The sequence below is a fragment of the Paracoccus sp. TOH genome, assembly GCF_030388245.1.
GTDB lineage: Bacteria > Pseudomonadota > Alphaproteobacteria > Rhodobacterales > Rhodobacteraceae > Paracoccus > Paracoccus simplex.
This window is the reverse complement of the sequence record NZ_CP098360.1, coordinates 2065851-2092032: the sequence shown is the minus strand read 5'-3', so window position 1 is coordinate 2092032 and position 26182 is coordinate 2065851. Positions and strand designations below refer to the sequence as shown.

The 26182-nt window shown below is 66.9% G+C and carries 24 protein-coding genes and 1 tRNA gene; 14 read left to right on the top strand and 11 right to left on the bottom strand.

The genetic code is table 11. The features are described from left to right. Positions 1–523: 523 nt before the first annotated feature. Entirely contained in the window at positions 524–703 is a 180-nt protein-coding gene (locus NBE95_RS10370; RefSeq protein WP_181870420.1) for a helix-turn-helix transcriptional regulator, read from the bottom strand. 157 nt (positions 704–860) lie between these two features. Here NBE95_RS10370 and NBE95_RS10365 point away from each other — a divergent pair, with 157 nt between their 5' ends. Next, the gene (locus tag NBE95_RS10365; RefSeq protein WP_289893813.1) at positions 861–1304 is read left to right on the top strand and encodes a hypothetical protein; all 444 of its coding nucleotides are present in this window, start codon (positions 861–863) and stop codon (positions 1302–1304) included. A gap of 13 nt (positions 1305–1317) precedes the next feature. On the opposite strand, the gene NBE95_RS10360 is transcribed toward NBE95_RS10365, so the two are convergent. Continuing rightward, entirely contained in the window at positions 1318–1578 is a 261-nt protein-coding gene (locus tag NBE95_RS10360; protein ID WP_289893812.1) for a helix-turn-helix transcriptional regulator, read from the bottom strand. 81 nt (positions 1579–1659) lie between these two features. On the opposite strand from NBE95_RS10360, the gene NBE95_RS10355 reads away from it, so the two are divergent. The 3 genes from NBE95_RS10355 to NBE95_RS10345 all read left to right on the top strand — a co-directional run bounded on the left by NBE95_RS10355 (position 1660) and on the right by NBE95_RS10345 (position 4082). Then, positions 1660–1965 (top strand): hypothetical protein, encoded by a 306-nt coding sequence (locus NBE95_RS10355; protein ID WP_289893811.1) that lies wholly within the window; start codon positions 1660–1662, stop codon positions 1963–1965. Positions 1966–2029: 64 nt separating this feature from the next. After that, the gene (locus NBE95_RS10350) at positions 2030–2509 is read left to right on the top strand and encodes a hypothetical protein (RefSeq protein ID WP_289893810.1); all 480 of its coding nucleotides are present in this window, start codon (positions 2030–2032) and stop codon (positions 2507–2509) included. Between the two features lie 163 nt (positions 2510–2672). Beyond that, a complete protein-coding gene (locus NBE95_RS10345; protein ID WP_289893809.1) occupies positions 2673–4082 on the top strand; it encodes a hypothetical protein in 1410 nt (469 codons plus the stop codon). A gap of 82 nt (positions 4083–4164) precedes the next feature. On the opposite strand, the gene NBE95_RS10340 is transcribed toward NBE95_RS10345, so the two are convergent. The 4 genes from NBE95_RS10340 to NBE95_RS10325 form a co-directional block, all read right to left on the bottom strand. Continuing rightward, positions 4165–5748, bottom strand: coding sequence for a Mob protein (locus NBE95_RS10340; protein ID WP_289893808.1), 1584 nt, complete (start codon positions 5746–5748; stop codon positions 4165–4167). A 301-nt stretch (positions 5749–6049) separates the two neighbouring features. After that, the gene (locus tag NBE95_RS10335) at positions 6050–8050 is read right to left on the bottom strand and encodes a site-specific integrase (RefSeq protein ID WP_289893807.1); all 2001 of its coding nucleotides are present in this window, start codon (positions 8048–8050) and stop codon (positions 6050–6052) included. 121 nt (positions 8051–8171) lie between these two features. Continuing rightward, positions 8172–8246 (bottom strand) — tRNA-Asn (locus NBE95_RS10330). A 104-nt stretch (positions 8247–8350) separates the two neighbouring features. Further along, positions 8351–9217: an MBL fold metallo-hydrolase gene (locus NBE95_RS10325; RefSeq protein ID WP_289893806.1), complete on the bottom strand. Its 867-nt coding sequence runs from the start codon at positions 9215–9217 to the stop codon at positions 8351–8353. A 58-nt stretch (positions 9218–9275) separates the two neighbouring features. Between NBE95_RS10325 and NBE95_RS10320 the strand changes: the two genes are divergently transcribed. From NBE95_RS10320 to dps, 5 genes are all read left to right on the top strand, one after another. Continuing rightward, positions 9276–10616, top strand: a complete 1341-nt coding sequence (locus NBE95_RS10320; RefSeq protein WP_289893805.1) for an ATP-binding protein — start codon at positions 9276–9278, stop codon at positions 10614–10616. Between the two features lie 72 nt (positions 10617–10688). Beyond that, positions 10689–11615, top strand: coding sequence for an ACP S-malonyltransferase (gene fabD / locus NBE95_RS10315; RefSeq protein WP_289893804.1), 927 nt, complete (start codon positions 10689–10691; stop codon positions 11613–11615). 64 nt (positions 11616–11679) lie between these two features. Continuing rightward, complete coding sequence (gene fabG, locus NBE95_RS10310) at positions 11680–12417, top strand: 3-oxoacyl-ACP reductase FabG (RefSeq protein ID WP_289893803.1); 738 nt, start codon at positions 11680–11682, stop codon at positions 12415–12417. 136 nt (positions 12418–12553) lie between these two features. Continuing rightward, positions 12554–12787: an acyl carrier protein gene (locus NBE95_RS10305; RefSeq protein ID WP_010397399.1), complete on the top strand. Its 234-nt coding sequence runs from the start codon at positions 12554–12556 to the stop codon at positions 12785–12787. A gap of 145 nt (positions 12788–12932) precedes the next feature. After that, positions 12933–13406 carry a DNA starvation/stationary phase protection protein Dps gene (gene dps / locus NBE95_RS10300; protein WP_289893801.1) on the top strand — a complete coding sequence of 158 codons (474 nt, stop codon included), beginning with the start codon at positions 12933–12935 and terminating at the stop codon, positions 13404–13406. Positions 13407–13460: 54 nt separating this feature from the next. Here dps and NBE95_RS10295 read toward each other — a convergent pair whose 3' ends face one another. From NBE95_RS10295 to NBE95_RS10280, 4 genes are read right to left on the bottom strand one after another with little or no spacing between them, the layout of a single operon-like run. Continuing rightward, positions 13461–14537 (bottom strand): BMP family ABC transporter substrate-binding protein, encoded by a 1077-nt coding sequence (locus tag NBE95_RS10295; RefSeq protein WP_289893800.1) that lies wholly within the window; start codon positions 14535–14537, stop codon positions 13461–13463. A gap of 21 nt (positions 14538–14558) precedes the next feature. Further along, the gene (locus tag NBE95_RS10290; protein ID WP_289893799.1) at positions 14559–15449 is read right to left on the bottom strand and encodes an ABC transporter permease; all 891 of its coding nucleotides are present in this window, start codon (positions 15447–15449) and stop codon (positions 14559–14561) included. Further along, positions 15446–16516 carry an ABC transporter permease gene (locus NBE95_RS10285; protein WP_289893798.1) on the bottom strand — a complete coding sequence of 357 codons (1071 nt, stop codon included), beginning with the start codon at positions 16514–16516 and terminating at the stop codon, positions 15446–15448. Before NBE95_RS10285 ends, NBE95_RS10290 begins: the two co-directional genes overlap by 4 nt. Further along, positions 16503–18017, bottom strand: a complete 1515-nt coding sequence (locus tag NBE95_RS10280; RefSeq protein WP_289893797.1) for an ABC transporter ATP-binding protein — start codon at positions 18015–18017, stop codon at positions 16503–16505. The genes NBE95_RS10285 and NBE95_RS10280 overlap by 14 nt, the downstream gene beginning before the upstream one ends. A 92-nt stretch (positions 18018–18109) precedes the next feature. Here NBE95_RS10280 and dnaE point away from each other — a divergent pair, with 92 nt between their 5' ends. Further along, positions 18110–21580: a DNA polymerase III subunit alpha gene (gene dnaE, locus NBE95_RS10275; RefSeq protein WP_289893796.1), complete on the top strand. Its 3471-nt coding sequence runs from the start codon at positions 18110–18112 to the stop codon at positions 21578–21580. 47 nt (positions 21581–21627) lie between these two features. Then, complete coding sequence (locus NBE95_RS10270) at positions 21628–22689, top strand: hypothetical protein (RefSeq protein ID WP_289893795.1); 1062 nt, start codon at positions 21628–21630, stop codon at positions 22687–22689. A 49-nt stretch (positions 22690–22738) separates the two neighbouring features. Here the strand turns inward: NBE95_RS10270 and ilvC are convergent, their stop codons facing one another. Beyond that, positions 22739–23761 carry a ketol-acid reductoisomerase gene (ilvC, locus tag NBE95_RS10265; protein WP_289893794.1) on the bottom strand — a complete coding sequence of 341 codons (1023 nt, stop codon included), beginning with the start codon at positions 23759–23761 and terminating at the stop codon, positions 22739–22741. Between the two features lie 127 nt (positions 23762–23888). On the opposite strand from ilvC, the gene NBE95_RS10260 reads away from it, so the two are divergent. The 3 genes from NBE95_RS10260 (at position 23889) to NBE95_RS10250 (ending at position 26172) form a co-directional block, all read left to right on the top strand. After that, a complete protein-coding gene (locus NBE95_RS10260) occupies positions 23889–24344 on the top strand; it encodes an Lrp/AsnC family transcriptional regulator (RefSeq protein ID WP_289893793.1) in 456 nt (151 codons plus the stop codon). Next, positions 24341–24799 carry an Lrp/AsnC family transcriptional regulator gene (locus NBE95_RS10255; protein WP_289893792.1) on the top strand — a complete coding sequence of 153 codons (459 nt, stop codon included), beginning with the start codon at positions 24341–24343 and terminating at the stop codon, positions 24797–24799. The genes NBE95_RS10260 and NBE95_RS10255 overlap by 4 nt, the downstream gene beginning before the upstream one ends. A gap of 71 nt (positions 24800–24870) precedes the next feature. Next, positions 24871–26172: an ABC transporter permease gene (locus NBE95_RS10250; protein ID WP_289893791.1), complete on the top strand. Its 1302-nt coding sequence runs from the start codon at positions 24871–24873 to the stop codon at positions 26170–26172. The last annotated feature ends 10 nt before the right edge of the window (positions 26173–26182 follow it).

Genomic DNA, 26182 nt, shown 5'->3' with positions numbered 1-26182 from the left:
TAGCGGCCCCGGCGGTGCCATGAAGGCCGTGACCAGTTGCGTGAATGCCGATGCTGAGAGAACCGGGATAACCCCGTCGCGCCAGCCCCGGTTACCTATCCCGTCCACATGGCTGAAGCTCAAATCCGACGTCTTGCTCATGCTGGATAGAAGTCTGGGGTAACGTCTTGGTCGCTGGCGCCATGATCAAATGAGGCTTTCCACCCAATGAGGCTATGAAGCAGATCACCCGATGATCAAATGAACATATTGACCCATGTCTGACTCTACGAAGCCGCAGGCTGCGTCATCAATGCTTCATTTGATCAATTGAGGCTTGTCACTATTTGATCATGCTGAACGCGGATTGCCGTGCAGCCCTGCGCATCGGCGGTCTCTGATCCAGGGTGACCTGCCGCGTCATTGTCCGGGGGAAGCCTGTCGTGACCTCTGCGGTGCAATCAGGACCGCGAGAGATTGTAAGCGCGCGGACGCCGGATGATCTGGTATGCACCTGCTGCGGCTCTGCGCCGCGTCCAACCCTTCACCGCTTCGCCAGCGCCTCGGCCTCGCGGATCAGGTCCGAGAGCCGCGCGTCCAGTCCTTTCGCCAGCTTCTGCATGGAATTGATCGTCGGCTGGTTGCGCGTGCTTTCGACCCTGCCGACGAAGACCGTCGAGATGCCGGCGCGCCGGGCCAGCGCCTCTTGCGACAGATCCAGCATCTCGCGCCGCCTTCGCAGAACCGTGGCAAAGGCGGGAATGAGTGGGTCTTTTGGCCGTGTTTCGATGCCGGAAATAATTGTCGCTGCCCCTCTTGTAAATATCACTGTATATTGCTCACATAGTGTAGTGAGTTTAACCGGTGTTGAGGGGTGGCCGATGCAGGAACCGAAAATCGACAACGGCCGCCTGAATGATGTTTCGGCAGAGGAAGCGGACAGCTTGTCGCTGCCGGAACTGTCGCATCTGATGCAGGCTGGCTGCGGCGGGGAAGGTGCAGGCCACCAGATTCATCCGGTGTTCCTGACAATTCGGTCCGCGCTGGAACAGGCTTGGAGCGATCACGCGGTCTGCGACGCTCGTGCGGCAGCTGCGGAGTTCTCGGCCAGCGACGAGGGCCGTGCGGCGATGGCGGAGATGGACCGGATCCAGCACCGCATCCGTGATCTCGAGACCGGGCTTGCGGCGCGGCCGTCCGGCAATCTGGCCGAATTGCGCCTCAAGATCGCGCTGCTCTCGCTCGACGGTCAGTTGCGGCCCGAGTTCGAGGCGGGCGTTCTGGCGGATGCGATGCGGCTGCTCGCCGCGCGGGAGAAGGGATGATGCTGCAGCCCCGTTATTCCTGCGCCGGTTCCGCCTCGGCCTCGCGGACCAGATCCGACAGCGGCACGCCCAGCCCTTTGGCGAGTTTCTGCATGGTGTTGATCGTTGGCATGTGGCGGCCGAGCTCCAGCAGCGAGACGAAGCGCATCGAGACATCGGCGCGCCGGGCCAGCGCCTCTTGCGACAGATCCTGCGCCAGGCGCCGGCGACGCAGGACGGTGGCGAAGGCCTCGACCAAAGGCTCGACGGTGCGGGGCGCGGGTTTGATCGACAAGGGCTGTGCTCCGGATGGTTCGGGAAGGATGTTACACCGCAAATGCTATGAATTCAAATCGTGATCTGACGGAGGCCCGCGATGCCTGAGCAATCCCCCACCATCGACTGCGGCCACTGTGGCACGCCGGTCAAGCGCAGCGTCCGGACCTGCCCGGCCTGTCACGCACAGCGCGGCGTCGGCCGCATCGCCAGCGGCCGGGTCGTCGGCCCGGAAAAGATCCCCAAGCTGCGGCGCCTGCTGGCACTGTCTCTGGCGGGGCTCGTGGTGTTCTGGGCGACCGGCGTGTGGGAAGGCGCCGTCGTCTGCGGCGCCGTGGCGCTGGGGCTGGTCTTTCAGTCTGGCAGCGTGATCTTCAGCCGCGGTCGGGAATATTGGTTCCGCTGAGGACCGCTGCCTGACGTTTGCCCCAATCCCCTTTGATCTCACACGTCTTTCGCAGGAGTGCCGCATGAATCCCAAATCCCTTTTCCTCGGTCTGGCACTGGCCGCCCTTGCCAGCCCGGTCGCGGCCGAGAGCTACCTCGGCCGCTGCAAGATGGGCGAATGCCTGCATTACGACCAGAGCGACCGACGCGTCGAAGCTCAGGGCTCGTCGCGGGTTCCGGGCGATCTGGTCCGGGTCACGCTGCGTCAGGCAGTCTCGGACCGGCCCGATACACCGAAAAAGCACCTGCAATTCGACGCGCCCTCCGAGGTGCGGTTCTTTTGCAGCACCGCCCGCCCGGCGTTTGGCTTGCAGGGCGGCGGCTATCAGGGCCTGAACCTCGGCCAGATCTTTGGCGCAAACGAACTGGTCGCGAACATGTATCTGCGCGCCTGCCATCCGGGCGTCGATCCCGGCCGCAACATCGAGGCGACGCTGCAAGGCTTCGGATATCGTCCGACGCCCGACGGGACGTTCGCCAGCTTCGAGGCGCTGATCCGCTAGGATCTCTGCGTCCGGGCCGCGATGCGCAACGCGGACAGCTGACGAACGCAGCCCCCGCGCGGCGCGCAGGCTCCGCCGCCCAACGATCCCATGCCCCAGCCACACCCGCCGTGCCCCTGCGCGGTGGTCATCCTGCTTTATGCCCGTTTCCGGAGGACTGCCCATGTTCAAGACCCTCGCCCTGACCACCTGCCTTGGCCTGACCACCTGCCTTGGCCTGATCCTGGCCGTGCCTTTGGCCACCCCGTCGCTGGCCGAAACCTATACCGACCCCGATTCCGCCTGGTGGAACGCCTTTCTGGACACCCTCGACGGCACCGCGCCCGACCTTGAATCGCTGGCGCTGCAGGCCCCCGAATATCTCGCCGCCGATGAGTTCAGCCGCGACGAGGCGCTGACCAGGGTCATGGCCCGCCTTGCCGCCGACCGCGCCATGATCGACCCGGCCACGGCCGAGGTGGTTCTGTCGATCCGCGCCGAATTCGGCGATTACGACAGCGCGCGGGGCGGCTTTCCGGTCAGCATCTTCACCCCGACCTCGCGTCTGCCGCTGTCACTGGGTCGTAGCCTGTTCTTCCGCAACTGGCAGGATGTCGCGCTGTTTCCCGCGACTAGGAATGAAGGCCGCGCCCTGCGCCAGAAAATCGGCCAGGACAGCCTGCTGGCGCGGGTCGACATCCGCGACATCCGCAAATCGCAGACCCGCAGCGGCGGCTACGAAGGCCATGTCGCCAGCGTCACCTTTTCCACCACCAGGGGCAGCGAGATCGGCCAGATTACCCCGCCGGACGCCATCGCCGCCGACCCCAAAACCGTGGCTGCGCAGACCGAGGCCGCGCGGCAAACCATCCTGATCGCCGCCGGGATCCCGCCGCTGGGCACGAGTTGGGACGAGGCGAAACAGCAGCTGCAACCCCACTGGCCTGTGATGGCCAGCAGCGATTTTGTCAACTGGAGCACCGCCAAACGCGTGGCCTATTTCTGGAAGGACGGCGCGGTGCAGCAGGACGAGGCCCATCATCCGGCCAAGGGGTTCCGACTGTATCTGCAGCAGCGCGAGGCGGCCTGGATGCCGCAGGACGGCGAGCATATCAGCGTGACCGACCTGCTTTACGGCAGCGGCGCGGGCGCGGTCGACACAAGGGGCCTCGGCCCGGGTCTCGCCTGCTACACCCCTGAGGCGCTGGACCGCTGCGCGGTGCTGATCTTTGAACCCAAAGACGGCAACCATGTCCTGACCGGCGCTTACGGCGTCATCGAACAGCCCTCTGCCACCAGCGCCGAGGCGGCCTTCAAGGCCTTCCTCGGCGATGCCGCAACCGCCTTCGAGGGCCTCACCACCATCGCCGATTACGACCGCGAGGACATCCGCCAGGCCCGCAAAGCCCCGATCACCGGCGGCCGCGGCGTCCCGACCTTCGCCGCAGGCGCAGGCCACCCCCTGACCGCCAACCCGCCCTATGACCCCCTGAAAAACACCACCGGCGTCGAGCCCATCCGCCGGGAGATCACAATCTATGCCATCGAAGGGGCAGAAGGCAGGACGCCGGTGGTCTATGTTCTAGGGCAGTAAGGGCGTTTACCCACTACGGAATCAAAGACGCTGACACTCAGTCTTCGGGCAGAGCTGCGCCGCACGGCACGGCGATCATGCCCTAGAGTCCCGGTGACTGGCTGTCGTTATCGGACCCGCGTCCAAATCGCATCGCATCAATGCCCTGTTGGAAGCGGTTGATCACGTTGATGAACCGTCCCACGAGTTTCTGTATCGGGCTGCGCTGCTCAGGGGCGATGTTGCGCATACCGTGCAAGAATGCGGGCATGCGCTGGAAATTCAGCTTTCCGCCGTCGACCGTGGTCTCGCCGGATTCGACGGCGGTGAGCACCTCATCCATGGCTTCGACGGCATCGTCGAACTCTTCACGCTGGTTCTTGAGGGCAATCGCCGTCTGGACCAGTTCATGTTCCTTTTTCTTCAAGGCAGCAGCTTGCTCCGCAAGCTGCTGCTCTTTCTCGCGCTGCGCCGCCGCTATCTCAGACCTTTCCCGCTCCAGATCCTGCCGTGCCACCTTTACCTTTTTCCGGATCATATCTTCCCCGCGGGCGAATTCCGTCTGATCGGCGATCAGGCGATCCTCTCGCGCCTCCAGGGATTCTTGCCTGATCCTCTGCTCGTGGTCGATCTGCGACAACTCGGCCTGCTGTCTGTCCAAATCTTTACGTTGCTCCAACAACTGCTCCTGTGTCCGCTCGGACTCGGCAAGGGTCTCGGCGATGTGCTTTGCCTGGGCTTTATCGGCGGCATAGGCCTTGGTCGATTTTCGAGTGAGGTGCGGACCGACGCGCAGCAGGCCGCAATATTTGCCGACGGCATCATAATAGCGATCCTGAAAGGCTTTCATCTCGTCGTTGAATGCGCGCTGGACGCCGGGTTTTCCCCGCAGAAGGCGAGCAGCTTTGATGTGTGCGGTGTTTGCGGTTTCCCACTGCGAGATGCGGGCCGTATTTACAGCGTCGATCGACACGCAGGACTCTTCCCATGCGACAACGGCTTCTGCATGGCGCGCATCGCGCTTGGCCTGGGTCTGTCGATTTTTGCTGGAGCGTTCTTTTTTCGGTTTCAGGGGGCGCGCGATCAGTTCCGGTTTTGGCAGCGGGGCGATGACATCGCTGTCGTTGCAAGCGCGCCACCGGGCGGCTGCGCATTTGCCGACATGCAGTTTGTTGGCATCAAGTTTCGGATCGGGCGTGTTGATGGCGAGAATGTGGATATGCACATGGCCTTCGTCCAGATGCACGACAACCGTCCAGTCGATGCCGACTGGCATGCGGGCCGTGAAATCCCTGACGATACGTTTTATCCAGACAGAAATCTGACGTTTTTTATCCGGATCAGCCTTCATGTCCTGCGGCGTCATCGGATGCGAATGGATCTCGGTATAGAGGGTGGCTGCATCGGCACGCAGTCTGCGCGTATAGGTCTTTCCGTTCGCGCCTGTCACGGTTTCGCGGATCCCGGCGAGAAGGGCGGCGCGTTTTGCCCGCAATTCGGCCAGGGTGATCGAGCCGGGATACATCAGCTGTATTGCTTCTTGCGGGTTCTCGACATGCTGCGAGAAATGCCCCTCGCGCGCGGCCTCACCCAGAACCTGTTCGGCGCTGTTGAACTGGTCCGGGGCGCCTTTGACGGCTTTGGGTTGCTCTGCGTAGGTCTCGATATGGACGAATTGGAAGGCCATGATTGGGGTCCCTGGTTTGGATCATGGCCATCCAGCTATCGCGCATCCGCGAAAAAACCTAAGGCGCTAACGGCCTCGAATTTCAGAAATATGTCGGCGCCATTCCGGCGGGTGCCGAATGCGGGCGGCAGATCGCTGCAAATGGCGGTCCGTCAGGTGCTGCGAACGGCGGGATCAGAGGGCCGCATCGCAGCAGGAAGAAGAGGATCGCACGCGGAAGTTTGGAGGGGCAATTCAGCGCCTTCGGCCTACCCATAGTGACAGACTATAGGTAGCTAAAGCTACCTCGGTGGTCTGCCCCTTACGCCGGGGAGGCGCTCCGTCGCCCAAGGGGCAACTGCGCGGACGGGCAAGGCCCATCCTTGCGGGTCTTGCGGGCCACGGCCCGCACAGCTTCAACGGCCCGAACATCTGCCGCGAGATCGCGCACGGGCAGCGGGGGCAGTTGACGAAGGGCTGCCAGCTTGGCGGCCAGCGGGGTCGTCTCGCTATAGCGCTCGGCGGTGATCGAGTCGCCCGCATGGCCAAGGATGTCCTTGCGCACCTGTTCGCGCAAGCCCTCGATCCGGCCCAGCTGCGTCGCGACATAGTGCCGGAAGCTGTGCAGCACTTTGCCCTCGGGATTGCCCGAGAGCTGGCGCTGGATCAGCAGCCGGAAGCGGTAGTCCAGCGGGTCGCCGAACTTGGTGCCGGACTTTGGCCGCTGATCGGGGAACAGATCGCCACGCGGTCCCGTCAGCGCCAGGCGGGCGTGCTCCATCAGCCCAAGTGCGACCAGTTGCGGATGCAGCGGCAGGGTGCGCTCCGACACCAGGTTCTTCAGACCCCGGTTCGGGTTCGGCCGGAAATGCATCACCGGGATGCCGTCGATGACCTCGAGATCCTCGGCCTTGAGGCCTGCAATCTCGGCCCCGCGCGCGCCGGTCAAGGCCGCAATCATCGGCACCCAGAACAGCCCGTCGCGGATCAGGTTCGAGCCCGGCTCCTGCCAATGGCGTTTGCTTTTCCAGCCGTGCCAGATCGGGTGGCTGAAGATTTTGCCGATATCCTCGAGGGTGAAGGCCGGGCGCTCGTCCCGGTCGCGGCGGCTCTTGCGTTCGCGCAGGCTGCCGGGATCCAGCATCACCACCGAGGTAAAGCCCTCGCTGCGCGCTTTTTTCAGAAGCTGGCCGATATAGTCGATGTTGCGGTTGATCGTCGTCGGCGACAGTCCAACCGGCTTGCCCTGCGCGGCGTCAAGGATCTGGGCCAGAGTCTTCAGCCGGTCCTTTGGCGACTTGCGATAGGACTTGGGCAGTTGGTTCAGCACGTCGATAAAACGTGCCAGATGCTCCTGCCGCAGCTGCCGGATGTCCGAGACGCCGGTCGCCTCGATGAACAGGTCATAGACCTTGTGCATCTGGTCGATCATCTGCGCGGACATCTTCTGACGCTTTTTCTGTGCCATCAGCCGGTCGGCCAGCGCCGCAATCGAAGGATCATAAAGCGCCGCAGGTTCTGCGGGGGATGGTTCTGAGGGCGTCAGTCCTGCGGGGGACGGCTCAGCGGCCGGGGGAATCAGCACCAGCTGCGGCTGAACAGGCTGCGACACCGGCGCATGTTTGGTGACGGGCTTGCGCCCCTCGGCCAGATCCATGGCCTCGGCTGCAGCGGTTTCGATCGCGGGCAGGTGCCCGAGGCTGGCGATCTGATAGGCCGCGCCACGCCCGCGCTGCACGATTTGGCGCCCGTTATTCACCTCGCCCTGACTGAATTTGTCCCGGCCCAGTGCCCTGCACATCAAATCGTATCCCGGGCGGTTCGGACCAAGCCGCGGGTCGCGGTCAAAATTCTGCGCAAGCATGTCGACATGATGGCTGACCGAAGCAATTTCGGCGTCGCTGCGCCCCTCAACGCGCATGGCGTCGCGATCGCTATCGGGAACCGGCGCGGCTGCCGCGCCGCGATGGCCGACCAGTTCGCAGGCCTTGCCCATCACCCAGTCGGCACTCAGCGCCTGCTGCCAAGCGTCCGGGGCGGTGCGGTCGGGAATATTGGCGCGGGCCGCCTCGATCTGATCCAAAGCCCGCAGAATCGCCGCCTGCAACAGGCTGCGCGCTTCGTCCCGGCTGAGTTTGCTTTGCATCATCTGGTCGAACACCCGACACCCCTCTGCCCCCAGAAGTAAGGCAAGACGCCGGGCAATCAAGGGATCGCGGGTGCGCAGGCTGACCTGCATCAGCGCGCCACCCAGCGAAAGAGGCAGGCGTCGGCGCCAAACATAGGTCGCGCCACGACGGAAAACATGCGTCTGCAAGCCCAAGGCAATACCCCCTTATCGGGCTGCCTCGCCGTGGCCTGCAGGTGTCATACGTATGACACCCTTGTCGCACACCGCCCCGCAGGGCTGATTTACACAACAATTCTCGTAGCTTGGGAAATTTTGGCTCCGGCGGTAGGGATCGAACCTACGACCAATTGATTAACAGTCAACTGCTCTACCGCTGAGCTACGCCGGAACACGGGGCGGTGTATAGCCGCGCTGTTTCGGGTCGTCCAGAGGGGTTTGCGGATTTTTTTCCCGGTAGCGAAAAATCTGCATGACGGGTCCGTCACCCGCCGCTCAATGCGGCGAAAACTCCGAATCCGCCGCGATCGGACCCGGGGTCGAGACCGCGCCAAGCTCGGACAGCGCGATCAGATGCGCCAGCACGTTGCGGGTGGCGGCGGGAATCAGTGCCGGCGGCACCTCATAGATTCGCCGCGCAAGGTTTTCGGCCGTGGCGGGACCGGCCCGCAGCGCCGACAGAATCTGCGCCGTACGCTCGCGGCGATGCGCGGCAAGCTCGGCCAGCCGGGTCGCGGGATCGCCCACCGCCGCGCCATGCGCCGGCAGCAGAAGCCGCGCGTCCGCCGAATCGAGCCGCGCCAGCGAACGGAAGTAATCCGCCAGGTCGCCGTCGGGCGGCGAGATCAGCGTCGAGGACCAGCCCATCACCACGTCGCCGCAAAAGATCACCGCCTCGTGGCGAAAGCTCAGATGGCCGGCGAAATGGCCGGGCGTGTGCAGCGCGGTCAGGCGCCATTCGTCGCTTTCGACCGCGGCGCCGTCCGCCAGCGCGATGTCGGGCAGGAAATCGCGGTCGAGTCCCTCGCCGCCGGCGATGCCGCCCTCGCGCGCCAGGCGCGCCATCACCGCCGAGCGCCCGGCCTCGGCCGGGCCGAAGCCCAGGATGGGCGCGCCGGTGGCCTGCGCCAGGGCCCGGGCGCCGCCGGAATGATCCAGATGCGCATGGGTCACGAAGATATGGCTGATCCGCCCATGCCCGGCCGCGGCCAGGATCGCCTGGCGATGGGCGGGCAGGTCGGGGCCGGGGTCGATCACCGCGATCTGGTCGCGGCCCAGCAGGAAAGTGTTGGTGCCCGGCCCGGTCAGGGGCGAGGGATTGTCGGCGGTGATGATCCGCAGGGCTTTCTCGGTGCTTGTCATGCGGTTAACCTAGACGCGGGCCGGCCGGTTTTCCAAGGCCGCAATGAGGCGAAGGGCGATGAATTTCGACTGGCTGAAACGGGTGATGCCGCGCGGCCTCTACGGGCGGGCGGCGCTGATCCTGTTCCTGCCGGTGGCGGTGGTGACCGTGGTCGTCACCGTCATGTTCCTGCAGCGGCATTTCGAGGACGTGACCCGGCAGATGAGCTCGGGCATGGCCAGCGAGATCGGGCTGGTCGTCCACCGCATCGACGCCGCCCCGGATATCGCCGCCGCGCGGGCGGCGGCGCAGGAGGTGACCGGGCCGCTGGGGCTGCAGCTGATCCTGCCGGCCGGGGCCGGGGGCGAGGACCGGCGGGTCTTCTACGACCTCTCGGGCCGCATCGTCATCACCGAGCTGCACGAGAAGGTCGCCGAAGTGCGCGCCGTCGACCTGAGCCGGCGCCGCGAGGTGCGGGTGACGCTGCAGGGCCGCTGGGGCCCCTATCAACTGGTGTTTCCGCGGGTGCGGGTCAGCGCCTCGAACCCGCATCAGCTGCTGGTGCTGATGATCGGCACCTCGCTTCTGATGACCGCCATCGCCACCATCTTCCTGCGCAACCAGCTGCGGCCGATCAGGCGCCTGGCGCGCGCCGCCGAGGATTACGGCAAGGGCCGGATCATCCCCTATCGTCCCGGCGGCGCCAGCGAGATCCGCAGCGCCGGCACCGCCTTCCTGGAGATGCGCGCCCGCATCGAGCGCCAGAACGAACAGCGCAAGCAGATGCTGTCCGGCGTCAGCCACGACCTGCGCACGCCGCTGACCAGGCTGCGGCTGGGCCTGTCGATGCTGAGCCCCGACTACCCGCCCGAGCCGGACGAGATCGCGGCGCTGGAAAGCGACGTGGCGGCGATGGGCACCATGGTCGACGCCTTCCTGGACCATGCCCGCGATGCGGCCCAGGACGCGCCGCCCGAGCCGGTGCCGGCGCTGGACTTCCTGCGCGGCATCGTCGCCGATGCGCAGCGCGGCGGCCAGCGGGTGGTTCTGCATGCACTGACCGGGGACGAGGCCGGCCGCGCCACCTTCCGCCGCGACAGCCTGCGCCGCGCCGTCGAGAACCTGATCGGCAATGCCGTGCGCTATGGCGAACGCGCCGAGGTCGATGCGGCGCTGGGGCCGAGCTATTTCCGCATCTCGGTCGAGGATGATGGCCCGGGCATCCCGCCCGAGAAGCGCGAGGAGGCGCTGAAGCCCTTCACCCGGCTCGACCCGGCCAGGAACCAGAATCGCGGCCAGGGCGTGGGCCTGGGCCTGTCGATCGCCGCCGATATCGCGCGCGCCCATGGCGGCCAGCTGCGGCTGGGCGAGGGCGAGCGGCTGGGCGGGCTGCGGGCCGAGATCGTGATTCCGCGCTGAGCGGCGCGGTTGCGGGACGTCCCCCGCCGGGCTAAGGCTGTCACAAGGACATGAGACAGAAGGGATTCCGCGATGCGGGCATTCGTATTTCCGGGGCAGGGCGCCCAGGTCGTCGGCATGGGGCGCGAATTGGCCGAGGCCTATCCGGCGGCGCGCGCAGTCTTTGCCGAGGTGGACGAGGCGCTGGGTGAGAGCCTGTCGGAGCTGATCTGGAACGGCGATATCGAGACGCTGACCCTGACCCAGAACGCCCAGCCGGCGCTGATGGCCACCTCGCTTGCGGCCTTCCGGGCGCTGGAGGCCGAGGGGTTCGGCATCGCGGACGCGGATTTCGTCGCCGGCCATTCGCTGGGTGAATATTCGGCGCTTTGCGCGGCCGGGGCGCTGAGCCTTGCCGATACCGCGCGGCTTTTGCGCCTGCGCGGCCAGGCCATGCAGGAGGCGGTGCCGGTCGGGCAGGGCGCCATGGCGGCGATCCTGGGCCTGGATTTCGCCGCGGTGGACCAGATCGCGCGGGACGCGGCCGAGGGCGAGGTCTGCCAGGCCGCCAATGACAACGATCCGGCGCAGGTGGTGATTTCGGGCCACAAGGCCGCCGTGGAGCGGGCGGCAGGGCTGGCGAAGGAGCGCGGCGCCAAGCGGGCGCTGATGCTGCCAGTCTCGGCGCCGTTCCATTCGGCGCTGATGCAGCCGGCGGCGGCGGTGATGGCCGAGGCGCTGGCGGCGGTCGAAATCGCCGCCCCGGCCGTGCCGCTGGTCGCCAATGTCCGCGCCGAGCCGGTGAGCGAGCCGGGCGCCATCCGCCGGCTGCTGGTCGAGCAGGTGACCGGCGCGGTGCGCTGGCGCGAGTCGGTCGAGTTCCTGGCCGGCGCGGGCGTCGCCGAATTCTGGGAGATCGGCGCCGGCAAGGCGCTGTCGGGGATGATCAAGCGCATCTCGAAAGAGGCAGCAGTGCGGAATATCGGCGTGCCGGGCGATATTGCGGCGCTGAAGGCATAAGGGGGCTCCGCCCCCATCCCTGCGGGATTCCCCCGGGGTATTTGGAAAACGGAGAAAGAGCTTGATGTTTGATCTGACGGGCAGGAATGCGCTGGTGACCGGGGCTTCGGGCGGGATCGGCGGTGCGGTGGCCGAGGCGCTGCATGCCGCCGGCGCCACGGTGGCGCTGTCGGGCACGCGCGAGGCGCCGCTGCGCGAGCTGGCCGGGAAACTGGGGTCGCGGGCGCATGTCGTGACCGCGAACCTGTCGGATGCGGCCGCGGTCGAGGCGCTGCCCAAGGCGGCGGCCGAGGCCATGGGCTCGGTCGACATCCTGGTCAACAATGCCGGCATCACCCGTGACAACCTGTTCATGCGCATGTCGGACGAGGAATGGGCGCAGGTGATCGAGGTGAACCTGACCTCGAGCTTCCGGCTGTGCCGGGGGGTGTTGCGCGGCATGATGAAGGCGCGCTGGGGCCGGATCGTGAACATCGGCTCGGTCGTCGGTGCCACCGGCAATCCGGGCCAGGGCAATTACGCCGCCGCCAAGGCGGGGCTCGTGGGCATGTCGAAGAGCCTGGCCTATGAGGTCGCCTCGCGCGGGATCACGGTGAACTGCGTCGCGCCCGGCTTCATCGAGACTGCGATGACCGACAAGCTGAACGACGAGCAGAAGGGCCGGATCCTGGCGCAGATCCCCGCCGGGCGCATGGGTTCGGCGCAGGAAATCGCCGGCGCGGTGCTGTATCTGGCCAGCCCCGAGGCGGGCTATGTCACCGGCACCACGCTGCATGTGAATGGCGGCATGGCGATGATCTGATGATGGTTTATGCGGGTTGCAAGATCACGTCTCCGTGCTATATCCCGCAAGCAAGGCTGCAGGGGAACCGCCCTGGGCTGTGACCGGCAATCGCTGGAACATCTGGGCGGATTGCCCGCGAAAACGAGGAAGAGACATGAGCGATATTGCTGATCGCGTGAAGAAAATCGTCGTCGAGCACCTGGGTGTCGATGAGGACAAGGTGACGGAAACCGCCTCGTTCATCGACGATCTCGGCGCCGATTCGCTGGATACCGTGGAACTGGTCATGGCGTTCGAGGAAGAGTTCGGCATCGAGATCCCCGATGACGCCGCCGAGACGATCCAGACCTTCGGCGACGCGGTGAAGTTCATCCAGGGCGCGGTCTGATCCAGCTCTGAGCGAGTTTGCAGGGGCGGTGCTTCGCAGGAAGCGCCGCCCTTTTTCTGTGCCTGCGGCGGTTTGACCCGGCGTCGCGGGGAACCGTCGCGTCCCGGCCTTCGTTGCAAGGATGAACCTGACGAAGGAGAGTTTCATGGCTGTGAATGTCAAAGGGCTCAGCGACAATGCCCGCAAGACCGCGATCGCCGAGTTGAATGCCCGCCTGGCCGACGCGCTGGCGCTGTCGGCGGCGATCAAGCAGGCGCATTGGAACGTGAAGGGCCGCAACTTCATCGCGGTGCACGAGCTGTTCGACACCGTGAAGGCGCGGCTGGACGAGCATGTGGACATGATGGCCGAGCGCGTGCAGGTGCTGGACGGCGTCGCCGTCGGCACGGTCGAGAAGGTGGCCAAGGCCAGCACGCTGAAGGAATACCCCACCGACCTGACCAAGGCCGAGGACCATATCAAGGCGGTCTGCGAACGGATGCGCGATTACGGCGGGAAGGTCCGCGCCGCCATCGGCACCACCGACGAGGCCGGGGATGCCGATACCGCCGACCTGTTCACCGCCGCCTCGCGCACCGCCGACAAGGATCTGTGGTTCCTGGAAAGCCATCTGGAGTGACGGCCTGGCCGGGGCGATGAAAACCGGGGCGCAAGCCCCGGTTTTGTCGTCTGGTCACTTCGGCATCGGCGCCGTGATGCCCTCGACATAGAAGTTCATCGAGGACAGGTCCTTGTCGCTGGCGGTCTGGCCCTCGGCCAGCCAGACGCTGCCGTCCTGCTTGTTCAGCGGCCCGGTGAAGGGGTGGTATTCGCCCGAGGCGATCCTGTCCTTCAGCGCCAGCGCCTCGTCTTTGATCTCGGCCGGCACCGCCTCGGTGATCTCGCCGATCTCGACCTCGCCGTCGCCGATGCCCAGCCAGACCGCATGCGATTTCCAGGTCCCGTCCAGCACCTCGCCGACGCGCTGGATGTAATAGGGTGCCCAGTTGTCGATGATCGACGAAACCCGCGGGCTGGGCTTGAACGCCGCCATGTCGCTGGCCTGGCCGAAACCGATGGCGCCGGCCTCCTGCGCCTTGGCCAGCGGCGCGGTCGAGTCGGTGTGCTGCAGGATCACGTCCACGCCCTCGGCGATCAGCGCGGCGGCGGCGTCGGCCTCTTTCGCGGGATCGAACCAGCTATAGGCCCAGACCACCTTCATCTCGACATCCGGGTTCACCTTCTTCGCGTGGATATACGAGCTGTTGATGCCCTGCACCACTTCGGGGATCGGGAACGAGCCGATATAGCCGATCTTGTTCGACTTGGTCATGCGCCCGGCGATGGTGCCCATGACGGCGCGGCCCTCGTAGAAGCGGGCGTCGTAGGTGGCGACGTTCTCGGCGGTCTTGTAGCCGGTGGCGTGCTCGAACTTCACGTCGGGGAATTTCTTCGCCACGTTCACGGTCGCGTCCATGAAGCCGAAGCTGGTGGTGAAGATCAGCTTGTGGCCGGACAGCGCCAGCTGGGTGATGGCACGCTCGGCATCGGCGCCCTCGGGGACGCTTTCGATGAAGGTGGTCTCGACGCGGTCGCCATATTCCTTTTCGACCGCCTGGCGGGCCAGGTCGTGTTGATAGGTCCAGCCGCCGTCGCCCACCGGCCCGACATAGATGAAGCCCACCTTGAGCTTTTCATCCTGGGCAAAGCCGGGCAGGGCCGAGGCGGCCAGAAGGGCGGCGGCGCTGCCGAGAAGGGTTCTGCGATTCATCATGGTCTCCTGTTGGTTACGCTAGCGCAGTGCGTGGAAGGGCCTGCCCAGCGATCCGGGGGCAGCAGCCCCGCCCGAGCGGCCGAATTTCTGCCGGGCCGAGATCAGCACCAGCACGAGGATCGTGGCAAGATAGGGCGCCATGCTGAGCAGCTGCACCGGCACCGCGACCCCCGCCGCCTGCAGACGCAGCTGCAGCACGGTGACGCCGCCGAACAGCCAGGCGCCGGCCAGCACGCCCCAGGGGTTCCATTGCGCAAAGACCACGATGGCCAGCGCGATCCAGCCGGCGCCGGCGGTCATGCCCTCGGTCCATTGCAGCACCGTGGCGATCGAGATATAGGCGCCGCCCATCCCGGCCAGCGCGCCGCCGAAGCCGATGGCGGCGATGCGCAGGGCGCGCACCGGATAGCCCAGCGCATGGGCGGCGTCGTGGTTCTCGCCCACCGCGCGCAGGATCAGGCCGGGGCGCGAGCGCATCAGGAACCACCAGACGGCGGGCACCAGCGCCAGGCCCAGCCAGATCATCAGGTTCAGCCGCAGCGGCCCGGCCAGCATCGGCGGCGCCTTCACCCCCTCGTAGGGCTTGCCGAACATGGCGGTCAGGCCCAGGCCGAACAGCGTCAGCGCCAGCCCCGTGGCAACCTGGTTCGACAGCAGGAATTGCGTCAGCACCGCGAAGATCATCGACAGCGCCGCGCCGGCGACGGCGGCGGCCAGGAAACCCAGCGCCGGGCTGCCGCTGGCATGGGCCACGGCAAAGCCCGCCAGCGCGCCGCCGATCATCATGCCCTCGACCCCCAGGTTCAGCACCCCCGCGCGTTCGACGACCAGCTCGCCCAGGGCTGCGAACAGGATCGGCGTCGCGGCGCCCAGCAGCAGGATGAAGACGGAAAGCGGGTCGATCATCATGCGCGCCTCCGGATGCGGTATCGGGTCAGGATGTCGAAGCCGAGCAGGAAGAACAGCAGCATCCCCTGGAACACCTGCACCGTCGCCGCGGGCAGGTTCAGCATCATCTGCGCCAGTTCCCCGCCGATATAGGTCAGCGCCATGAGCAGCCCCGCCAGCAGGATGCCCAAGGGATGCAGCCGGCCCAGGAAGGCCACGATGATCGCGGTGAAGCCGTAGCCCGAGCCGAAGCTCTCGGTGATCTGGCCGGCCGGGCCCGCGACCTCGAACAGGCCGGCGAGGCCGGCAAGCGCGCCCGAGACGCCCAGGCACAGCGCCACCAGCCGCTCGGGGCGGACGCCGGCAAAGCGCGCGGCGCGGGGGGCGGCCCCGGCGGTGCGGATGTGGAAGCCAAGGACGTGGCGCGACATCACGAACCAGGTCGCCGCCAGGGCCAGCACCGCCGCCACGCCGCCCCAATGCAGGCCGGAGCCGGCGATCAGGTCCGGGTTCGAGGCCGCCTCGTATTGCTGCAGGTTGCGCGAGCCGGGAAAGTTGAAGCCCTCGGGGTTCTTCATCGGCCCGAAGGCCATCCAGGCGGCGACCTTCTGCGCCACATAGACCAGCATCAGCGATACCAGGATTTCCGAGGCGCCGAACCAGTTGCGCAGCAGCGCCGGGATCATCCCCCAGGCCCAGCCGCCCGCCGCGCCGGCCAGGATCATCGCCGGGAAGATCCAGAACGCGTCCAGCGGATAGGCGGCCAGCGCCACCGCGGCGCCGCAAATGGCGCCGATGATGTATTGCCCCTCGGCGCCGATGTTCCAGATCCCGGCGCGGAATCCCAGCGCCAACCCGCAGGCGATCAGGATCAGCGGCCCGGCCTTGACCAGCAGTTGCGGCCGCGAATAGCCGGCGGCGGGACCGAACAGCGGGTCCCAGAAAATGGTGCGGATCGCGGCCAGCGGGTCGAAGCCCATGGCGGCGAACAGCGCGCCGCCGACCAGCATCGTCGCCAGCACCGCCAGCACCGGGGTCGCGACCTGCCAAAGCAGCGGGGCGCTGGTGCGGGGTTCAAGCCGAAACATGCGCCACCTCCATGCCATGCGCGCCGCCCAGCATCAGCCCGATCTCCTCGACCGTCAGGCCCTCGGTCGGCCGGGGCGCGGACAGCCGGCCCTGGTTCAGGGCGCAGAACCGGTCCGACAGTTCCAGCAGCTCGTCCAGGTCCTGGCTGATGACGATCAGCCCGGCACCCTGCGCGGCCAGGTCCAGCAGCGCCTGGCGGATGGCGGCGGCGGCGCCGGCATCGACGCCCCAGGTCGGCTGGTTGACGACCAGCGCCCGCGGCCGGCCCAGCACCTCGCGGCCGATGACGAATTTCTGCAGGTTGCCGCCCGACAGCGCGCCCGCCGCCGTGCCGGGGCCGGGGGTGCGCACGTCGAAGGCGCGGATCACCTCCTGCGCGAAAGCCGTGGCCGCCTTGCGGTCGATCAGGCCGTTGCGGATCAGCCCCTGCCGCGCCCCGGCGGTCAGCAGCGTGTTCTCGGCCAGGCTGAATTCGGGCACCGCGGCATGGCCCAGCCGGTCCTCGGGCGCCGCCAGCAGCCCGGCCCGGCGCCGCGCCTCGGGGCCGGCGGCAGAGAGGTCGCGTCCCTCCAGAGCCACGGTGCCGGCGGCGGTCGCGGTCTCGCCCGACAGCGCCGAAAGCAGCTCCTCCTGGCCGTTGCCGGCGACGCCGCCGATGCCCAGGATCTCGCCCGCGCGCAGGCTCAGCGCGATGTCCCTCAGCGCCACGCCCTCGCCGGCCGGCGTGGACAGGCCCCGGACCTCCAGCACCGGCGCGCCGGGCTTGCGGCCGGAACGGTCCACCAGCCGCATCTCGGCCCCGACCATCATCGCCGCCAGTTCGCGGGCGGAATGGGCGCGCGGATCGACCGTGCCGACCAGCCGGCCCTGGCGCAGGATGGTGGCGCGGTCGCAATGGCTGCGGATTTCCTCCAGCTTGTGGCTGATATACAGGACCGCCGTGCCGGCCTCGGCCAGTTGCCGCAGGGTGGCGAACAGGATCTCGGCCTCCTGCGGGGTCAGGACCGAGGTCGGCTCGTCCATGATCAGCAGGCGCGGGCCTTGCAGCAGGCAGCGCAGGATCTCGACCCGCTGCCGCTCGCCCGCCGACAGGCTGGCGATGCGGCGGCCGGGGTTCAGCGGCAGCCCGTAGCCCTGCGACAGCTCGGCGATGCGGCTGGCAAGTTCGGCGCGCGGCGGCGGGTTCTCCATCCCCAGCGCGATGTTCTCGGCCACGGTCAGCGCGTCGAACAGGCTGAAATGCTGGAACACCATGGCGACGCCGGCGGCGCGGGCGGCGCGCGGATCGTGCGGCGCATAGGGTGCGCCCAGCAACGCCATCCGCCCCTCGTCCGGCCGCACCAGGCCATAGATCATCTTGACCAGCGTGGACTTGCCGGCGCCGTTCTCGCCCAGCAGGGCATGGATCTCGCCGGCGGCGACCGCAAAGGACAGGTCGTCATTGGCCCGCACGCCGGGATAGCTCTTGCCCAGACCCTCGGCCCGGAAAACATCGGTCACTGTCGCGCGCCTCGCTGCTTTTTGCGCCAAGATTAGCGGTTTTCCGCCGAGGGGCAATTGCACAATCCGTCAGGTCGGACCTAGATTGCGCCATGCCGGAAAATTCTCCCCGATTCATCCACCTGCGCACCCATTCCGAACATTCGCTGCTGGAAGGCGCGGTGCCGGTCAAGAAACTTGCCGATCTGGCGGCGCAGAACGGCATGCCGGCCGTGGCGCTGACCGATACCAACGCGCTGTTCGCGGCGCTGGAATTCTCGGTCAAGGCGCAGGATGCCGGCGTGCAGCCCATCGTCGGCTGCCAGGTCACGCTGGCGGCCGAAGTGACCGGCCCGGTGGTGCTGCTGGCCCAGAACGAGGCCGGCTGGCTGAACCTGATGGAGCTGTCGACCTGCCTTTACCTGCGCGACGACCACGCGCTGCCGCATGTGACGCTGGCCGATCTGGAAGCCCATGCCGAGGGGCTGATCTGCCTGACCGGCGGCGCCGGCGGCCCGCTGGGCCAGCTGGTGCTGCAGGGCCGCCCGGCCGAGGCCCGCGGCCTGGCCGAGCGGCTGGCCGCCGCCTTCCCGACCCGGCTTTATGTCGAACTGCAGCGCCACCACGATGCCGAGGGCCAGCCCGTCCCCGAGGAGGCGGGCTCGGAAGGCGGCATGATCGACATCGCCTATGCGCTCGACCTGCCGCTGGTCGCCACAAACGACGTGTATTTCCCGAAATCCGAGCTGTTCGACGCCCATGACGCGCTGATCTGCATCTCGGACCGCGCCTATGTCGACCAGACCGCGCCGCGCCGCCGGCTGACGCCGCAGCATTACTTCAAGACCGCCGCCGAAATGGCCGCGCTGTTCGCCGACCTGCCCGAGGCGATCCAGAACACTGTCGAGATCGCCCGCCGCTGCGCCTTCGCGGTCAAGAAACACAAGCCGATCCTGCCGCGCTTTGCGGGTGACGAGGTCGAGGAACTGCGCCGCCAGGCCTGGGACGGCTTGCGCGCCCGGCTGGCGGTGATCCCGCATTCCGCCACCGTCGAGGAATACGAGGAACGCCTGCGCTTCGAGCTGGGCATCATCGAGCAGATGGGCTTTCCCGGCTATTTCCTGATCGTCGCCGACTTCATCAAATGGGCCAAGGAACACGGCATCCCGGTCGGGCCGGGCCGCGGCTCGGGCGCCGGCTCTCTGGTTGCCTATGCGCTGACGATTACCGACCTGGATCCAATGCGTTACAGCCTGCTCTTCGAGCGGTTTCTGAACCCGGAACGGGTGTCGATGCCCGACTTCGACATCGACTTCTGCATGGATCGCCGCGAGGAGGTGATCCAATACGTGCAAGAGAAATACGGCCGCGACAAGGTCGGCCAGATCATCACCTTCGGCGCGCTTCTCTCCAAGGCGGCGGTGCGCGACGTGGGCCGGGTGCTGCAACTGCCCTTCGGCCAGGTGGACCGGCTGTCCAAGATGATCCCGGTCGAGGGCGTGAAGCCGGTCAGCGTCACCAAGGCCCTGGCCGACGAGCCGCGCCTGCGCGAGGCCGCCAGGGAGGAGGTGGTCGCCCGCCTGCTGGACTATGCCGCCAAGATCGAGGGGTTGCTGCGCAATGCCTCGACCCATGCCGCCGGCGTGGTGATCGGCGACCGGCCGCTGCACCGGCTGGTGCCGCTTTATCGCGATCCGGCCTCGGACATGCCGGCGACGCAGTTCAACATGAAATGGGTCGAGCAGGCCGGGCTGGTCAAGTTCGACTTTCTCGGCCTCAAGACCCTGACGGTGATCCAGAACGCGGTCGATCTCATCAATGCCGGCGGCCGGCAGCTGCATGTCGCCGCCGACGGGCGGCGGCTCTACGATCCGGCCAAGGGGGCCGAGAACCAGATCAACGCCATCCCGCTGGACGACAAGCCCAGCTATGAGCTGTTCGCCAGCGCCCGCACCGTGGCGGTGTTCCAGGTCGAAAGTTCGGGGATGATGGACGCGCTGCGGCGCATGAAGCCGACCTGCATCGAGGATATCGTGGCGCTGGTGGCGCTGTATCGCCCCGGCCCGATGGAGAACATCCCGACCTATTGCGAGGTGAAGAACGGCCTGCGACCGCTTGAATCCATTCACCCCACCATCGACCACATCCTGGCCGAGACCCAGGGCATCATCGTCTACCAGGAACAGGTGATGCAGATCGCCCAGGTCATGGCCGGCTACAGCCTGGGCGGCGCCGACCTGCTGCGCCGCGCCATGGGCAAGAAGATCGCCGAGGAGATGGCCAAGGAGCGGCCGAAATTCGTCGAGGGCTGCAAGCAACAGGGAATCGACGCGAAGAAGGCCGGAGAGGTCTTTGACCTGCTTGAGAAATTCGCCAATTACGGTTTCAACAAGTCCCATGCCGCCGCCTATGCCGTGGTCAGCTACCAGACCGCCTGGCTCAAGGCCAATCACCCGGTCGAGTTCATGGCCGCGGTGATGAACTGCGACATTCACCTGACCGACAAGCTCGCCGTCTATAAGCGCGAAGCCGACCGGATGGGGATCGAGACCGTGCCGCCCTGCGTCAACCGCTCCGAGCCGACCTTCAGCGTCAAGGACGGCCGCATCGTCTATGCGCTCGGCGCGCTGAAGGGCGTCGGCGTCGAGGCGATGCGGCTGATCACCGCGGCGCGCGGCCAGACGCCGTTCCGCGACCTGCACGATTTCGCCCGCCGCGTCGACATGAAGCGCGTCGGCAAGCGGCCGCTGGAGATGCTGGCCCGCGCCGGCGCCTTCGATGGGCTGGAACCGAACCGCGCCCGGGTGCTCAAGGCGCTGGACGGGCTGGTCGCCTGGTCGGCGGCGGTGCAGGAAGCCGCGGCCTCGTCGCAAAGCTCGCTGTTCGGCGGCGGCGAGGATCTGCCGCCGCCGCGCCCCGTGCCGGCGCCGATCTGGATGCCGGCCGAGAAGCTGGCCGAGGAACATGCGGCGGTCGGCTTCTACCTCTCGGGCCATCCGCTGGACGATTACCAGCCGGCGCTGCGCCGCAAGAACGTGCAGACCCTGGCCGAGGTGACGCAGGCGGCGGCCGATGGGGCGCTGGTCGCCTCGCTGGCCGGCACCGTGGCCTTCCGGCAGGAAAAGAAATCCGCCCGCGGCACCCGTTTCGCCTTCGTCGGCCTGTCGGACCCGACCGGGCTTTACGAGGTCACGGTGTTTTCCGACACGCTGGACGCCCATCGCCAGCACCTGGAACCGGGCGAGAACGTGGTGCTGCAGGTGCAGGTCGAGCCGTCGGGCGATCAGGTCAAGCTTCTGGCCCGCGCGGTGACGCCGCTCGATCAGGCGGTGGCGGATGCCGGGGCCAATCGGCTCGCGGTCGAGATCGCCGGGCTGGACGCCGTGCCCGGCATCGCCGAGGCGCTGGCCCGCATCCAGGCCGAGATCGCCGCCCCGGCCCGCGCGCGCGGTCCTATTGCCTTGCGGCTCAAGGACGGCGAGGATCTGGTGGATATCGAGATCGCCGAGGACGCGCCCTTGACCACGCCGGCGCGCCAGGCGTTGCGCGTCATTCCCGGCGTGCTGGAAGTGCTTGAAGAATAGTTTTTTCATCCGGCCGGCCCGCCGGCCCATTGTTACAAGGAGCTTTCATGCGATTCCCGACCATTGCGCAGGGCGCCACGCCCTCGGCGGACGGGGCGGTGACGCGCTTCGTCTCGCCCGAGGTCCAGAACAAAAGCTGGTTCAACCCGACCAAGCCGGTGATCTTCGTCAACGGCATGATGAATACCGGCGCCGATCACCGGGCCAGCGCCGAGGCGCTGTCGCTGATGCTGGGCTGCCCGGTCATCGGCGTCTACAACCGCAAGGATGGTTTCTGGGCCGACCTGTTCCAGTGCATCACCGACAAGGCGCGGCTGACCCAGGTCCAGACCTCGAACCTGAACCACAACACCAACTGGATCGCGTTCTTCGACCAGGTCTGGCAGAAGAGCCGCGAGAAGCGCCCGATGCTCAGCAAGGAGGATTTCGCGCATGAGATGCTGGCCGGCAACCCGGCGGCGCAATCGCTGTTCGCGCTGCTGATCGGCCAGCCGGGCGGCATGCTGGGCACGCCGGTCTATTGCCACAGCCAGGGCAACCTGGTGACCTCGAACGCGCTTTCCGCGGTGACGCTGGTCAAGGGCGCGGACTCGGTCCGGGGCCTCGAGGTGAACAGCTTCGGCTCGCCGGCGCGCGGCTGGCCGGTGGGGCTGAACCGGGTGAACAACGCCTATACCTTCGACCCGGTCAGCTTTCTTGACCTGCGCATGGACTGGACCAGTTCCAAGGTCGGTTTCAAGGTCGCGCATGGCTTTCTGAACTATGTCGCGCAAGACGGTGAATTCGTTGTGAACCGCTTCCGCACCGGCGGCTGGGGCATGACCGTCAACATGGACGAAAAGGGGCTGGCGAAGTTCTGCGCCGGACTCGGCACCAACACCAAGCGGCTGCGCGCGATCTTCGACCGGCTCGAGGCGGCGCATTTCACCGACAGCGACGACGTGGCGCTGGAATATGTGAACCTGCTGTCCGAGCAGCAGCTCGCGGCGCTGCGGGCCGTCGATCCGGCCTTCATCGCGCAGCTGGTGCGGCTGTTGCAGGCCGGCTGGACCGCCGCCGACGAACAGCGCGCCATCGACCGGCTGCAAGCGGCGCAGGGCGTCAGCTGAACGCAAAAGCCCCGCCGATGGCGGGGCTTTCCATTCCGGGGCAGGGCGCTCAGTTGCGCTCCTTGTCCACCATCTTGCCCTTGCTGATCCAGGGCATCATGGCGCGCAGCTTCTCGCCGACCTTCTCGATCTGGTGCTCGTCGTTGATGCGGCGGGTCGCCTTGAAGAAGGGCTGGCCGACGGCGTTCTCCTGCATGAAGTCGCGCACGAACTTGCCGGTCTGGATGTCCGACAGCACTTCCTTCATGCGGGCCTTGGTTTCCTCGTAAGGCAGGATGCGCGGGCCCGAGACATACTCGCCATATTCGGCGGTGTTCGAGATCGAGTAGTTCATGTTGGCGATGCCGCCTTCGTAGATCAGGTCCACGATCAGCTTCACCTCGTGCAGGCATTCGAAATAGGCCATCTCGGGCTCGTAGCCGGCCTCGACCAGGGTTTCAAAGCCCATGCGGATCAGCTCGACCAGACCGCCGCACAGCACCGCCTGCTCGCCGAACAGGTCGGTCTCGCATTCCTGGCGGAAATTGGTCTCGATGATGCCCGAGCGGCCGCCGCCGATGGCCGAGCAATAGCTCAGCGCCAGATCCTGCGCCTTGCCGGTGGCGTCGTTATGCACCGCGAACAGGCAGGGCACGCCGCCGCCCTTGGTGTATTCGCCGCGCACGGTGTGGCCCGGGCCCTTCGGCGCCATCATGATCACGTCGACGCCCGGCTTGGCCTCGATCAGGCCGAAATGGATGTTCAGACCGTGGGCAAAGGCGATGGCCGCGCCTTCGCGGATATTGTCATGCACGTATTTCTTGTAGGTCTCGGCCTGCAGTTCGTCGGGCATGGTGAACATGATCAGGTCGGCCCAGGCGGCGGCCTCGGCGATGCCCATGACCTTCAGCCCCTCGGCTTCCGCCTTCTTGGCCGAGGCCGAGCCCTCGCGCAGCGCGACGACGACGTTCTTGGCGCCGGAATCGCGCAGGTTCAGCGCATGGGCGTGGCCCTGGCTGCCGTAACCCAGCATGGCGATCTTCTTGTCCTTGATCAGGTTCACGTCGCAATCGCGATCATAGTAAACGCGCATCGGAAACTCCCTCCATTTCGCTGCAGGGGTTGTAGCAGCCGTGCGCCGGCAGATCAGCGCATTTTTCGCACTTCTATCTTCAAATGCGAAATGATAATAAACGATAGATCATCTTTGCGAAAAAATCATGCCCGACGCCACCGATCGCCGCATCCTGCGCCAGCTGCTCGCCGATCCCGACATCGCCAATGCCGAACTGGCCCTGCGCGCCGGGGTGACGCCCGCCAGCCTGTGGCGCCGGCTGGAAAAGCTGCGCGAGACCGGGGTGATCCGCGCCACCGAGACCCGCATCGACTGGCGCAAGCTCGGCTACGAGGTGCAGGTCAGCCTGCGCTTCACCCTCGACAAGACCCATCAGCGCGCCTTCGACGAATTCCAGGCCGCCGCCCGCCGCGTCCCCGAGGTGACCGAGATCCAGACCTTCCTCGGCTCGGTCGACCTGCGGCTGTCGGTCATCGCCCGCGACATGGCGCATTGGCAGCAGATCTACCGCGAAAGCATCCTGACGCTGCCGCATGTCCAGGACAGCGACGCGCTGATGCTGGTCTCGACCATCAAGGACGTGCAGGAGCTGCCGCTGTGAGCCTCGCCCCCGACGCCACCGACCTGGCCATCCTGCGGCTCCTGGCCCAGGACGCGACCCGCGGCGCGGCCGAGATCGGCCGCGCCCTGGGCCTGACCCAGCCCGCCACCTGGCGCCGCATCCGGCGCCTGGCCGAGGCGGGGGTGATCGCCGGCCGCCGCGTGGTGGTGGACGAGGCGGCGCTGGGATTCGGCGTCACCGTCTTCCTGGGCATCCGCCTGGCCGCCAAGGGCCGCACCAGCCTCGAGGATTTCGAGCGCGCGGTGACCGCCATCCCCGAGGTGCAGACCGTCCAGCATGTGCTGGGCCAGTTCGACTACCGGCTGCGCATCCATGCCCGCGACATCGCCGATTTCGAACGCATCCTGCGCCGCCGCATCATGACCCTGCCCGGCGTCGGCCAGGTCGAGGCGAACGTGATGCTCTCCGAGGAACGCCGGCCCGGCCCGCTCTAGGTCACGGGCTTGTTGGCTTGCAAAACCCCGGCAAAGCCGCCAATCAGGCGCGACCCAACATGAGGTGAGCGATGGCCAGTCCCGCCCCGTTTTCGCGTTACGAATTCCTGATCGCCTGGCGCTACCTGCGCGCCCGCCGGGCCGAAGGCGGGGTCAGCGTGATGACCTGGATCAGCCTGATCGGCATCACCCTGGGCGTCATGGCGCTGATCGCCACGCTGGCGGTGCGGGCCGGTTTCCGGGCGGATTTCGTCGACACCATCCTGGGCGCCAACCCGCACAGCACCGTCTATTACCCGCCGACGCAGATCTATAACGAGCTGACCGAGGAAACCTACGTCTCCCCCGGCACCATCGCGGATTACGACGCGCTGGCCGCGAAGATCGCCGCCGTCCCCGGCGTCACCCGCGCCGATCCGGCGGTGCGCGGCAAGGTCATGGCCACCCAGAACGGCGCCCGCGGCCTGGGTGACGTCTACGGCGTCTCGGCCGAGGCGCTGAAGGCGCTGCCCGGCGTCGTCGATCCCCAGCGCGCCAGCGGCAACATCGCCGATTACGACCGGGGCGTCGCCATCGGCCTGGGGCTGGCGCGGACGCTGGGCGTCGGCGTCGGCGACCGCATCCAGCTGGTCTCGCCCGAGGGGGCGCAGACGCCGGTCGGCACCACGCCCCGGATCGAAAGCTACGAGGTGGTCTATGTCTTCTCGGCCGGGCGCTGGGACATCGACGAGGCCCGCATCTATATGCCCATGGCCGCGGCGCAGAGCTTCTTCAACCGCGAGGGCGTCGCCGACGAGATCGAGGTCTTCGTCGGGGATCCCGAACGGGTGGACGACTGGACGCCGCAATTGCTGGCGGCGGTGGGCGAACGCGGCCAGGTCTGGACCTGGCGCGACGCCTCGGGCAGCTTCCTTGCCGCGCTGGACATGGAGGATGACGTGATGTTCGTCATCCTGGCGATCCTGGTGCTGATCGCCTCGATGAACATCACCTCGGGCCTGATCATGCTGGTCAAGAACAAGGGCCGCGACATCGGCATCCTGCGCACCATGGGCCTGACCGAAGGCGCGGTGCTGCGGGTGTTCTTCCTCTGCGGCGCCTTCACCGGGGTGATCGGCACCGCCGCCGGCGTGCTGCTGGGCGTGGCGCTGGCCTTGAACGTCGACCATGTCATGGCGGCGCTGAACGCGCTGACCGGCGGCAATGCCTGGCAGCCCGAGGTGCGCGGCATCTACGCGCTGCATGGTGAGCTGCGCGCCTGGGACATCTTCCGCGCCGTGGCGCTGTCCCTGGGGCTGGCCTTCGTGGTGACGATCTTCCCGGCGCGGCGGGCGGCGCGCATGAACCCGGTCGAGGCGCTGCGCTATGAATGATCCCGCGCGT